At 73.4% G+C, this 11,894-nt stretch carries 11 protein-coding genes; 7 read left to right on the top strand and 4 right to left on the bottom strand.

All coding sequences use genetic code 11. The annotated features are described in order from the left end of the window. Nucleotides 1-44: 44 nt before the first annotated feature. Nucleotides 45-1,034: an MmyB family transcriptional regulator gene (locus OG389_RS30785; protein WP_328301731.1), complete on the bottom strand. Its 990-nt coding sequence runs from the start codon at nucleotides 1,032-1,034 to the stop codon at nucleotides 45-47. A gap of 223 nt (nucleotides 1,035-1,257) precedes the next feature. Here OG389_RS30785 and OG389_RS30780 point away from each other — a divergent pair, with 223 nt between their 5' ends. From OG389_RS30780 to OG389_RS30770, 3 genes are all read left to right on the top strand, one after another. Continuing rightward, complete coding sequence (locus tag OG389_RS30780; RefSeq protein WP_328301730.1) at nucleotides 1,258-1,926, top strand: helix-turn-helix domain-containing protein; 669 nt, start codon at nucleotides 1,258-1,260, stop codon at nucleotides 1,924-1,926. Nucleotides 1,927-1,990: 64 nt separating this feature from the next. Next, nucleotides 1,991-2,548: a toxin-antitoxin system, toxin component gene (locus tag OG389_RS30775; protein ID WP_328301729.1), complete on the top strand. Its 558-nt coding sequence runs from the start codon at nucleotides 1,991-1,993 to the stop codon at nucleotides 2,546-2,548. Beyond that, nucleotides 2,545-3,723 carry an MAB_1171c family putative transporter gene (locus OG389_RS30770; protein WP_328301726.1) on the top strand — a complete coding sequence of 393 codons (1,179 nt, stop codon included), beginning with the start codon at nucleotides 2,545-2,547 and terminating at the stop codon, nucleotides 3,721-3,723. The genes OG389_RS30775 and OG389_RS30770 overlap by 4 nt, the downstream gene beginning before the upstream one ends. A gap of 25 nt (nucleotides 3,724-3,748) precedes the next feature. On the opposite strand, the gene OG389_RS30765 is transcribed toward OG389_RS30770, so the two are convergent. Together OG389_RS30765 and OG389_RS30760 are read right to left on the bottom strand one after the other, a co-directional pair. Next, nucleotides 3,749-4,525, bottom strand: coding sequence for a bestrophin-like domain (locus OG389_RS30765; RefSeq protein WP_328301724.1), 777 nt, complete (start codon nucleotides 4,523-4,525; stop codon nucleotides 3,749-3,751). Nucleotides 4,526-4,562: 37 nt separating this feature from the next. Further along, nucleotides 4,563-5,153 carry a hypothetical protein gene (locus OG389_RS30760; protein ID WP_328301722.1) on the bottom strand — a complete coding sequence of 197 codons (591 nt, stop codon included), beginning with the start codon at nucleotides 5,151-5,153 and terminating at the stop codon, nucleotides 4,563-4,565. Nucleotides 5,154-5,482: 329 nt separating this feature from the next. On the opposite strand from OG389_RS30760, the gene OG389_RS30755 reads away from it, so the two are divergent. The 4 genes from OG389_RS30755 (at nucleotide 5,483) to OG389_RS30740 (ending at nucleotide 10,507) form a co-directional block, all read left to right on the top strand. After that, nucleotides 5,483-6,868: a M20/M25/M40 family metallo-hydrolase gene (locus tag OG389_RS30755; RefSeq protein ID WP_443059477.1), complete on the top strand. Its 1,386-nt coding sequence runs from the start codon at nucleotides 5,483-5,485 to the stop codon at nucleotides 6,866-6,868. Next, complete coding sequence (locus OG389_RS30750; RefSeq protein ID WP_328301718.1) at nucleotides 6,865-8,406, top strand: YfcC family protein; 1,542 nt, start codon at nucleotides 6,865-6,867, stop codon at nucleotides 8,404-8,406. The genes OG389_RS30755 and OG389_RS30750 overlap by 4 nt, the downstream gene beginning before the upstream one ends. A gap of 113 nt (nucleotides 8,407-8,519) precedes the next feature. After that, nucleotides 8,520-9,830, top strand: a complete 1,311-nt coding sequence (locus OG389_RS30745) for a sensor histidine kinase (protein WP_328301717.1) — start codon at nucleotides 8,520-8,522, stop codon at nucleotides 9,828-9,830. After that, complete coding sequence (locus OG389_RS30740; RefSeq protein WP_328301716.1) at nucleotides 9,818-10,507, top strand: response regulator transcription factor; 690 nt, start codon at nucleotides 9,818-9,820, stop codon at nucleotides 10,505-10,507. Before OG389_RS30745 ends, OG389_RS30740 begins: the two co-directional genes overlap by 13 nt. Before the next feature lie 9 nt (nucleotides 10,508-10,516). Here the strand turns inward: OG389_RS30740 and OG389_RS30735 are convergent, their stop codons facing one another. After that, nucleotides 10,517-11,782, bottom strand: coding sequence for a glycosyltransferase 87 family protein (locus OG389_RS30735; protein ID WP_328301715.1), 1,266 nt, complete (start codon nucleotides 11,780-11,782; stop codon nucleotides 10,517-10,519). Between the last annotated feature and the right edge of the window lie 112 nt (nucleotides 11,783-11,894).

Genomic DNA, 11,894 nt, shown 5'->3' with positions numbered 1-11,894 from the left:
CCGCGCCAGTGCCACATTTCGTGGCACCAGTCTCTCCCGCGGGGTCAGTCCACCGGCGACGGCACGGCCCGCAGCCGCGGCGTCGGACGCGCCGCCGCGCCCGGACCGCCCGGTACCGGCCCCGTCGGCAGCCCCTGCGGCGCCGAGAGGATCAGTGTCATCCGGGTCAGTCCCATGGCATCGAGCATCGGGCCGGATTCGGCCACCATCCGGCACCGCACCAGACCCCAGCCCGGGTCGGGGTGGCGCACGGTGCGCACGGCCCCGTCCTGCTCGGCGGCTTCGGCCCCGTGGGTGGTCAGCCAGTGCGGCACTCCGTACCGGTAGGCGGCCTCCATGAACGGGTCGCGGGCCACCTCCTGGCGGATGCTGCGCAGCCCCTCGTCCTCCGGGGCCGCGGCGAGGGCGGTCGCGAACCGGGCCAGCAGCGGTACGCACCAGGCCGGTTCGTGGTCCTCCAGCACGGCCGCCGCGTCCGGGTGGAAGAGCACGAAGCGCAGGAAGTTGTCGTCCGGCAGGGCCGTCGGGTGGGGGCGCACCGACTGGAACAGCCGGTCGAACGCCGAGTTGGTGAGGGCCACGTCCCAGCGGTGGTCCACGAGGAAACTCGGGTAGGGCACGGCCTCCATGAGGGCCGCGTAGTCGCACAGGTAGTCGCGCTGCGCCGGGTCCTCGGGCAGCCTGTTCTCCTCGGCCGCGCGCCAGGTGGGCGGCGGGTCGCGGTCGACCATGACCCGGAAGAGCCAGAAGCACTGCCGCTCGCCCATCTCCAGCGCCTCGGCCAGGGCGAGCAGTTTGCGGTCCGTCCACTCCTTGACCAGGCCGCGTTCCCAGTTGCCGTACGCGCGCACGCTGATGCGCAGCCGGGCCGCCATGTCCTCCTGGCTCAGCCCCAACTCCTCCCGGCGCTGGCGCAAAATCTCCTTGCGTCGCTCCGACCGCACGGCGCCGCGTGCGGACTCCTCGCCCGCGAGGCGCTCCCCACCGATGTGGGCGAGGCCATCGGACGGGCCCACCGCTGCGAGATGTGGCACCGAGAGCTCCCCCTCTTTATTACGGTCTGGATCTTCATTTCCGTGTGGCGATCCTGCTACCGACTTCATTCGAGTGTCAACTATTGTGGCAATTCCAGCCTCTTGACAGCTCATTCCCGCCACAGCTGTGGCAAGTTCTAGCCCTACGGAGAGAGAGCGGATAGATTCCAGGGGCCGACCACGTGTCCGTACCCCGACCTCGCGCGATCTAGGAGAACCACTGGTGACAGACGGCTTCCCGGCTCCCGTCGCGGTGGCCAACACGCTCCTGGCAGCCACCGTCACGCGCGTCGCAGAACTCGCGGGCAAGATGGGTCGCGACCTGAGCCAGGTCTTCGACCTGCGCCGCCTCTCCGAGGCCTCGGGCGTACCCACCGACGTGGTACGGAACCTGCTGGACGGCAGACCCGCCGGCGAGCCCGATCTCCAGACCCGGTTCCTCCAGCGCCTCGACCTGCTGCGGCGCACGCGCGTCAAGCCCAACGGCCGCCGCTACACACAGCAGGAGATCGCCGACGGAGCCGCCATGTCGCGCCAGCAGGCCGGTGCGCTCATCAACGGCGATCGCAGGCCTACCATGGAGCACTGCGACGCGATCCAGCGCTTCTTCGGGGTTCACGCCGGCTTCCTCACCGCCCACGACGCGGACGCCCTCACGGACGCGCTCCAGCGGACCGAGCAGCAGCTGCTCCAGGACTTCGCGGGCCGCGCGCGGGAAACCGCCTCCGCTCCGGCCGCTTCGGCGGGCGATCCGCTGGCAAGACTTCTTCAGAACCACGGCGTACGGGGCATCGCCTGGCGAGCCGCCCAACTGCCCAGCGACAAGCACCGGGACAAGGTGACCGAATGGCTGGACATGCTTCTCGAAAGCGTCAAACCGAACGAATCCTGACCCAGTCGAAAGTCTGGGTCTGATCCTTGAGTCCTGATCCGGATCCGCGCCGACGGGGAGAACGGTGAGCATAGGCAGAGAGCAGCGGCGGTTGTGCGGGGAGCTCGTGGCAGGCATCAACCTGACCGCGCCCGTGGAGCCTGTGGACCTCTACGCCGCCCTCTGCGAGGGCATGAGCAAGCACCGCGGCCGCCCGGTGGAGTTCCGGATGGCCTCGTTCCCGCCGGGAACGGCCAGCGGTTTGTGGCTCGACATGGCGGACCGCGATCTCGTGGTCATCGAGGAGCGGACCGCACCCGACCACCAGCTGGTGATCCTCGGTCACGAGCTGTGGCACATGAAGGCCGGCCACTGCAGCCACCACGTCGACGGCGCCGCCGTCGCCGCCCGGCTGCTGTCGGACGAGGCCGACATCGGCGAGACCGTACGACGCGTCGCCGCGCGTACGCGCGCCGACGTCCAGGAGGAGACCGAAGCGGAAACCTTCGGTTTACTGCTGGGCAGCAGGTGTAGGACCTGGCTCGCCGGATCGGCGAGCCATCGTGCACCGGCACAAAGAGATCAGCTGGCGGGCCGCATCGAGGCGTCGCTCGGATACCGGGGGCACAGGAACGACCGTTGAACGGCCAGGACTACTACATACCGGCAGCGGCCATGGCGACCGCACTCGCCTTCAAGCTGCCGGCGCTACGGAACAACTGGCGCGACCCGCTGCTGCGATCGGTCTGCGCCCTGCTCACCCTGGCCGGCGCGGTGTTCACCTTCGCCGCTCCACCCACCATCGAGGCGGTCAACCACTGGACGGGCGTCCCCAACTTCTCCGCCCCGCTCGTCTACTGCCTGATCACCGCCTTCAGCGCCGCCTGCCTCGTGCTGATCGTCAACTGGCGCGGCGGCCCGCCGGAACAGACCCGCCGCGTCTCGCGCCGCTGGATCCTCGGTTACTCCGCCGTGATCGCGGCGCTGACCCTGCTGTTCATCGTCGGTGACGCCCCGGTCGAGCGGCTGCGGGACTTCGACACGTACTACGCCAACACCCCCCTGATGCGGGAGTTGATCGCGCTCTACCTCGTGGCGCACAACGTGGCCGCCTTCGTGATGGTCGCCATGTGCTGGCGGTGGTCCCTCCAGGTGCGCGGCTGGCTCCGCGGCGGCCTGATGATCATCGTCCTGGGGTACCTCTTCAACCTCAGCTACGACGCCACCAAGATGACCGCCGTCGTCGCCCGCTGGGCCGGCCACGACCTGGACTGGCTGAGCACCTCCGTGGCCCCGCCCGTGGCCTCCCTCGGCGCCCTCGTGAGCGCCGTCGGGTTCGTCCTCCCGCTGGTCTGCCAGCGGCTTTCTGACAGCCTGCAGAACTGGGCCACCTACCGGCGCCTCGGCACGCTCTGGCACGAGGTACGGACCTCCGGCCCCGAGGGCGCCCCCGGCGTGCGGATGGCCTGGTGGACCGCCGCGGAGCTCCGGATGATCCAGCGCGAGTCGGACATCCACGACGGGTTCCTGCACCTCGGCCCCTACTTCGACCAGTCCCACCGGGACGACGCCCTCGCGCGGGCCCTCGCCGCGGGCTCCGACGAGGAGACCGCGCGGGCCGTCGCCGACGCGGCCATGGTCGCCGCCGCCGTGCGCGCCCGGGCGGCCGACCCCGAGGGGCGGGTCATCGGGGCCAGCGAGGAGGGGGCCCCGCCGGCCGCCGACGGTCCGCGCGACCTCGTACGGATCTCGTACGCCCTGCGGAACTCCCCCGTGGTGGCCGAGTGCCGGCGCCAGGCGGCGCTGTCGGGGAGCTGAGCCCCGGCCCGGTCGCCCGGCCGGCTCAGCGCCCGGCGGCCATGGACACCGCCGGGAACAGGTCCTGGAACGGCGCCGCCGAATCGATCCCGTCCCGCCCGAAGGGCGCGTCGAAGCTCCACACCATGAACAGCAGGAACACGATCAGCGCGCTGAACAGCCCCGCCAGCAGCAGCTCCCGCCCCGACCGCCGGATCTGCAGGGTGAAGATCAGCCCCACCGTGACCAGCCCGCCCGCCACCAGCCCCAGCCACACCACTCCCGGCAGCGTCGACTCGTCGCTCTGCGTCCGCTCGTGGCGGGCGTCGTCGGCGGCCGCGATGTGGTCCAGCAGCGGCTGGTAGGCCTGCGCCTGCAGTTCGTTGCCCGGGCTCTGGTGGGTGACGTCGCTGCGCAGCTTGCCGAGCAGTTCGCCGCCCTCCGGGGAGGCGGGAGCCCCCGTGGTGAGCCTCGGCCAGTCCACGCTGACGGTGTGGGACACGTACGCGTCCACTTCGCCGCGGATCCGGTCGCGGACGGGGGCCGGGTAGACGTCGGCCCGCTGGGTGACCTCGTACAGCGACTGGGCCTCGCGGCGCACGCTGTCCTCGGCGGCGCCGCGCGCCTCCCAGACGCCCGCGATGGCCAGGCCGAGCACGATCGCGTAGACCACGCCGACCATCATCACCATGTACTCGATGACGTCGGGGGTTTCGCTGGTGTCCTCGTCCGCCGCGACCCGGCGGTGCCGGATCGCGGTGAAGGCGAGGACGAGGGCGCAGACGAGCGCCATGGCGATGGCCAGGACCAGCCATTCGGACACGAGGGTTCTCCGTAGGTTGAATGAACGGACTGAACGGTCAGCGGCGGCTCTTGGAACGGGGCCGCAGCGCGACGGCCGCGAGCACCGCCGGGGTCGTGACGACGACCATGAGCATCAGGGTGGACATGCCGTCCGGGCCGCGCCGCGCCAGTGCCGAGGAGTGGTACGGGCGCACGTGGAAGCGGCCCCCGGCCGCGGCCACCGCCGCGCCCCGGTGCGGAGCCACCGCTCCGCCGGCCGCCGCCTCCGCGCCCGCGGCCCCGTCCGCCGCGGCCGCCGGCGGCTGCGCCACCCCGGCCCCTGCCTCCGCCGTCGACCCCGGGCCGGGCTCCGCCACCATGCCCGGCCGCACAGGCGCGAGGGGCGCTGGGGAAACGAGGGGCCCCCGCCCCGGGTGGCGCACCGTCGGCCCGGCCGAGCCGGGCAGGGTCCCCCGAGGCCGGCCGGGCGGCACCGCCACCCCCGGGGAGGGCCGTGCCGCGGGCCGCGGACGCTCCGGCCCGGCCGGGACGCACAGGTCGACCCGGGCGCCGCGCCCGTGGCCGTCCCCGGCGACCTCCACGTGACCGTGCAGCGGGCAGAGCGCCGCCACCAGGCCGGCCCCGGCGAAGTACTGCCAAGCGGTCACCGCGCGTTCTCCCGATTCCGCAGCAGGGATGGAGGGCTACGTCTGAAGAAACGATCACGACGGTGCTTCGATACGCGGCAGACAGGTCAAGATCCATGCCCGGGAGCCGACTTCGGGCCGCGCCCCCGGCTCCGGCCCGTCCCCCCGAGGCACCTGCCGGGGCGGCCGTTCACCCGCCCGGCCCAGTCCGCCACGGCACCGGCCGCTCCTCACGCCGATGATCGGATAACCCGATCCCGCAGCTCAGCGGGGTCGCCCGGCGAGCACAGGGACGGTGGCAGGTGGACGCGGACGGCTCGCAAACCCTCGAAGGACAGGTCGACGCCCTGATGGACGGCCTGCGGGCCGATCTGGAACGGCTGGCGGCCATCCCCTCGGTCTCCTTCCCGGGATACCCGCCGGAACCCGTCGAGGAGGCGCACGATCTGCTCGTCGGACTCCTGCGCGACGCCGGCGTCCCCACCATCGAGCGGATCGACCTCCCGGACACCGCCCCGGTCATCTACGGCGAGATCCCGCCACCGCACCCGGACGCCCCGACCGTCCTGCTCTACGGGCACTACGACGTCCAGCCCGCCGGCAATCCGACCCTGTGGCGCTCCCCGCCCTTCGAGCCGACCCCCGTCCCCGGCGTCCCCGGCGCCCTGCGGGCGCGCGGGATCGCCGACGACAAGTCGAACGTGATCGCGCACCTGGGCATGCTGCGGCTCTACGGGGGCCGCCCACCCGTCGGGATCAAGATCGTGATCGAGGGCCAGGAGGAGTACGGCAGCCCCTTCGACGACTACCCGCCCACCGATCCGGACCGGTTCGCGTGCGACGCGATGGTCATCGCCGACCTCGGCAACCTGCGCCCGGGCACCCCGACCCTGACCACCGGCCTGCGCGGGGCGTGCGAGGTCATGGTGGAGGTGCGCACCCTCGCGGAGGCGCGGCACAGCGGGGAGTTCGGCGGCGCCGCACCCGATGCCCTGCTGGTCCTGCTCCGGGCCCTGGCCACCCTGCACGACGAACACGGTGACGTGGCTGTCCCCGGGCTGCGCCGCGATCCCTGGGAGGGAACGACCTACACCGAGGAGGAGTTCCGCGACCTCGCCTCCGTGCGGGACGGCCTGCCGCTGATCGGCACCGGCTCGCTCGGCGAACGGCTGTGGAGCGGGCCCGCCCTGACCGTCATCGGGCTGGACGCGCCCGACGTGGCGGGCGCCGCCTCCGCGGTGGTCCCGTACGCGCGGGCCAAGCTCAACCTGCGCTTCCATCCCCTCCAGGACCCGCGGGAGGCCCGCGCCGCGCTGGTGGAACACCTGCGCGCACAGCGCCCCTTCGGCATCCCGCTCACGGTCACCCCGGGTGACACCGGCCCCGGCTTCGAGGCGCGCACGGGCGGGCCGGCGTACCGGGCGGCGTTGACCGCGCTCAAGGAGGCCTGGGGCACGGAGGCCTCCTATGTGGCCACGGGCGGCTCCATCCCGCTGGTGAACGGCCTCGCGCAGGCGGCTCCGGGCGCGGAGGTGCTGCTGTTCGGCGCGCAGGACAGCATGTGCAACCTGCACGCGCCGAACGAACGGGTGCTGCTCTCGGAGGTGCGCAACACGGTGCTGGCGATGGCCGCCTTCGTACGGGAGTACGCGGCGGACTTCCGTGCCGACCGCTCCCCGGCCACCACCGACCGCTCCCCGGGCGGCGCCGAAGGCACCTCCGGAGGTGCCCGGTGACCACCGCGCCCCCGCCCCCGGCCCCGGTCGCGCCGGCTCCGCAGGAGGAGCCGCCGCCACGGAAGTTCGCCTTCCCCAGCGCGCTGACCATCCTGGGCATCGTCACCGTCGCCGTCTGGCTCCTGGCCTTCCTCGTCCCGGCCGGCCAGTACGACCGCAGCGACAGCGGCGCCCCCGTCTCCGGCACGTACCACCGGGTCGACGGCGCCCGGAGCTTCACCGACCGCCTGAACGACCTGTTCCTCTCCCCCGTCAACGGCCTCTACGGCCTCCAGGACCCCAAGACCGGTCAGGTCGGCCCCACCTTCAGCGGTGACCTGTACGGCAGCGCGGGCGTCTTCCTCTTCGTGCTCGCCATCGGCGCGTTCATCACCGTGGTGTTCGCCACCGGCGCCCTGGACCGCGGCATCGCCCGCCTCGCCCACCGGTTGCGCGAGCGCGGCGGGCTGCTGATCGCCGCGGTGATGGTGGTGTTCTCCGTGCTCGGCACGGTGGAGGGCTTCGCCGAGGAGACGCTCGGCTTCTACGGCCTGCTGGTGCCGATGATGCTGGCCCTCGGCTACGACCGCCTCGTCGCCGTCGGCGCCGCCATCCTCGGCGCGGGCGTCGGCGTGCTCTGCTCCACCGTGAACCCGTTCGCGACTGGTGTGGCCTCCTCCGCGGCCGACATCTCACTCGGTGACGGGATCGGGCTGCGCTTCCTCATGTGGATCGTGCTGACGGCCGTGACGGTCCTCTACGTGATCCGGTACGCACGGCGGGTCCAGAAGGATCCCTCGAAGTCCATCTGCGGGTTCCTGCCCGGGGACCGGGAGCAGAAGGCCACCGGCGCCGAGGACGTGGAACCGGAGCTGACGGGTCTCCACAAGACGGTGCTGGTCCTGCTGGTGCTCGTCTTCGCCTTCATGATCTTCTCGGTGGTCCCGTGGTCGAGCGCGCTCACCGGCGAGGCGGACGCGGCCCCGTACTCCTGGGAGCTGGACTGGTCCTTCGCGCAGTTGGCGGCGCTGTTCATCTGCGCGGCCGTACTGATCGGCCTGGTGGCCCGGATGGGCGAGGCCAAGCTCAGCTCCACGATCATCCAGGGCGCCGCCGACTTCATCTCCCCGGCCCTGGTCATCATGCTGGCGCGCGGGGTCACCGTCATCATGAACAACTCGAAGATCACCGACACCGTGCTCCACTCCATCGAGGGTGTGGTCAAGGGAACTTCCTCGGGGGTCTTCGCGATCCTCGTGTTCCTCGTCAACCTCCCCCTCGCCTTCCTGATCCCCTCCACCTCCGGCCACGCCACCCTCACCATGCCGATCCTGGCCCCGCTCGCCGACTTCGCGGGCGTCTCCCGCGCACTGATGGTGACGGCCTGGCAGTCGGCGAGCGGCTGGATGAACCTCTGGGTCCCGACCACCGCCGTGACCATCGGCGGTGTCGCACTGGCCAAGGTCGGCTACGACAAGTACCTGCGCTTCGTCTGGCCGCTGCTCGGCATCCTGCTGGTGCTGATCTGCGGCTTCCTGGCACTCGGCGCGGCGATGTAGCCGCCGGTCCCCGGCCGGCGGCGCCCCCGCCGGACGCGGACCCCGCACCGATGAAGGGCAAAGCGGCCTCACGTCCCGCAACACTGGGTGAAGCCACCCCCTAGGGTGGGCACATGCCGTCCGACTCCCCCGCCCCCCAGGACCCGGGCCCGCCCGTCTCCGCATGGGCCGCGATGCGTCGGCCGGGCCGCTTCCTGTTCCGCTCCTGGTGGCCCTGGCGGTGCTGGGGCTACCTCGGCAGCGGCTTCCTGCTCGGCTACCCGGTACTGATCGCGCTGGCCGTCCTGACCGGGCTCGGGGTCCTGACGGCCGTGGCCGGCATCGGGCTGCTGATGCTGCTCGGAGCCGTGTCCGCGGCGGTGCCGCTCGGGCGCCTCGAACGGCGGCGGCTGCGCTTCGTGGAGCCCCTGCCCGTGGCCGATCCGCACACCTCGCTGGCCGGGGCCGGCGCGGCCGCGTGGCTGCGGACCCGGCTGCGGGAGCGGGCCACGTGGCGGGAGCTCGGCTACGCGGCGCTGCTCGGAACGGTCTTCGCCCCGGCCGGTTTCGGGGTCGTCTCGCTGCTCGCCTTCTCCCTGATCCTCGTGGCGACGCCCGCCATCGCCTGGGCCGTCGCCCCCGACCACGTGATGCTGATCCCCGGCGAGGCGGTCTCCAGCCCCCTGGAGGCCCTGGGCGGCACCGCCGCGGGCCTGGCCGGGCTCGCCGTCACCGCATACGCGGGGGCCCTGCTCGCCGGAGCCCAGGTCAAGACGGCCCGGCTCCTGCTCGGACCGCGCGAGGAGGACACCCGGATCCTGGAGCTGACCCGCTCGCGGATCCGGCTGGTCGACGCCTTCGAGGCGGAACGGCGCCGCATCGAGCGGGACTTGCACGACGGGGCGCAGCAGCAGCTGGTGGCCCTGAGCATGACCCTGGGCCTGGCCGAGATGGAACTGCGGGGGCTGCCGGAGGGGGCCGGCGCCGCGGAGCTGGTGGCCCGGGGGCGCGGCGAGGCGAAGCTGGCGCTGGCCCAACTGCGGGACCTGGTAAGGGGGATCCACCCCCAGGTGCTGACCGACCACGGGCTCGCGGCGGCCGTCGCCGAGGTGGCGCTGCGCCACCCGGTGCCGGTGACCGTGGACCTCGACCTGCCCCGGCTGGCCGACTCCGTCGAGACCACGGCGTACTTCACCGTCACGGAGGCCCTGGCGAACGCGGCCAAGCACAGCGGCGCCTCGCGCGTCGCCGTCGCCGGTAGGGTCGAAGGGGACCGGCTCACCCTCACCATCACCGACGACGGCCGCGGCGGGGCCGATCCCGGCGCGGGGGCGGGCCTGGCGGGTCTCGCGGACAGGGTGGCGATGTTGAGGGGCAGGCTGGTGGTCTCCAGTCCGGCGGGCGGACCGACCGAACTCCGCGTGGAGGTACCGTGCTCCGGCTGATCCTCGCCGAGGACTCGGTCCTCCTGCGCGCCGGGCTGACGGAACTGCTCACGCGCAGCGGTCACGAGGTCGTCGCGGCCGTCGGCGACGCGGGTGACCTGCTCGGCGCGGTGGCGCGGCAGCGTCCCGACGCGGTCGTGACCGATGTCCGGATGCCGCCGGACTTCCGCGACGAGGGCCTGCGGGCCGCGCTCGAACTGCGCCGGCGCGACCCCTCGCTGCCCGTACTGGTCCTGTCCCAGTACGTGGCGACGGCGTACGCGACCCAGCTGCTCACCGCCACGTCCCCGGCCGGCGGCTCCGGCGGGCTCGGATACCTGCTCAAGGACCGGGTCGGGGAGGTGGCGGAGTTCCTGGACGCCCTCCTGCGCGTCGCGGACGGCCAGACGGTCATCGACCCGGAGGTGGTCCGCGTCCTGCTGAGCTCCCGTGCGGCCGGCCAGCCGCTGGCCCGGCTCACCCCGCGCGAGCGGGAGGTGCTGGCCCTGATGGCGGAAGGCCTGAACAACCAGGCCCTGGCGGCGCGCCTGTTCGTCACGGAGGCGGCCGTCGTCAAGCACGCGAGCAGCATCTTCATGAAGCTCGACCTGGACCCGACCGAGGGCAACCGCCGCGTCCTGGCGGTCCTGGCCCACCTCCGCGGCACGGAGGACCGGAGCCCGCGGAACCAGTGCTAGCGCGGAACCCTAGCGCTGTGGAGCGCCGGGCGGGCGTGACGGCTCCCCGGCCCGGGGGCCGCCGCCCGGCGGCGCCGGCCGGAGGATCCCGGGCCGCCGCGAGCCCGCCACGACGCGGGAGACCCCCGGGACCGCGCAGGAGCGGGCCCATACGCAGAGCAGCACCGGCAGCGCGAGGTAGCCGAAGCGCCCCGCCGGGGCCAGGGCGAAGGCCAGGGTGAGGCCGATGGCGAGCCGGTCGGCGGCCGTCACCACCGTGCGCGGCGGCCGCACCAGCAGGGACGCCGCGACCGCGAGGCCACCCACCACGAGCAGGCCCACCGTCAGGTACCAGCCCCACGGCGCCAGTTCGGCCAGCAGGTGCCCCGGCAGCGGACTGCTCGCCGGGGTGGGTACCTCGGCGAGGCCCGTCGGGAACGCGAACACCTGCCGCCACAGCTCCGCCGGCTGGAGCAGCGCACCCGGCAGGATCAGCACGGCCGAGCCGCCCACCGCCACCAGGGCGCAGCGCACCGCCGCGCCGCGGCCCCGGCAGACCGCGAGGAAGGCGACCGCCACCGCCACCGCGGGCAGCGCCGTCCACTTCAGCGCGCACGCCCCGGCGAGCGCCGCCCCGGCCAGGACCGGCCGTCCGGCTCCGGCGGCCGCCAGGGCCAGGCAGAGCAGCCCCGCCAGCGGGAGGTCGACGCCGCTCACGGTCAGCGGCAGGGCCACCACGGGTGAGGCCAGCAGCACCGGCACCCAGCCGGCGCGCTCCGCGCCGAGCAGGCGTCGCCCGGCCGTCACGCAGCCGAACAGCGCCGCCGCGCACCAGAGGCGGGCATCGCCGAGCGGGCCGCCGAGGACGGCGTGCGGGATGCCGAGGAGGGCCGTGCCGGGCAGGTACGGCGTGTACTCCTCGACCCCGGCCGGGTGGTCCACGTAGAGCCGGCCGGACTCCAGCAGGAGCCGGCCGGAGCGTTCGATGACCATCACCTCGGACTGACCCTGTCCGCTCAGCACGAGCCACAGGAGCGGGACGGCCACCGCTCCCGTCAGGGCCGCGGCGAGGGCGGCGCCCGGCCGGCGTGCGGCGAGGGCCGCGGCGGCCAGGTAGCCGGCGGCCGCGCAGCCGCCCCACAGCCGGTGCGGCCCGAGGGGGGAGAAGAGCGGGAAGGACAGCGCCCACGCAGCGGCCAGCAGCCAGCCGGCGGTCCACCGGGAGGCCGCGGACGTACGGAAGGCGCGGGAGGTCCGCGAGGCACGGAAGGCCAGGGATGCGCGGGAAGGGGTCATGCCTCCATTCCAGCCGCGCGGACCGGCCCGGTCTGCACGCCCAAGTGGACTGTCCGGGGTGGGGTTTTCCCTACCCCCGCACGAGCGCCGCACGAAACACCGCACGAAGCGC

It is taken from the genome of Streptomyces sp. NBC_00435, from assembly GCF_036014235.1.
In the GTDB taxonomy this organism is placed as follows: domain Bacteria; phylum Actinomycetota; class Actinomycetes; order Streptomycetales; family Streptomycetaceae; genus Streptomyces.
This window is presented reverse-complemented; position numbering and strand designations above follow the sequence as displayed.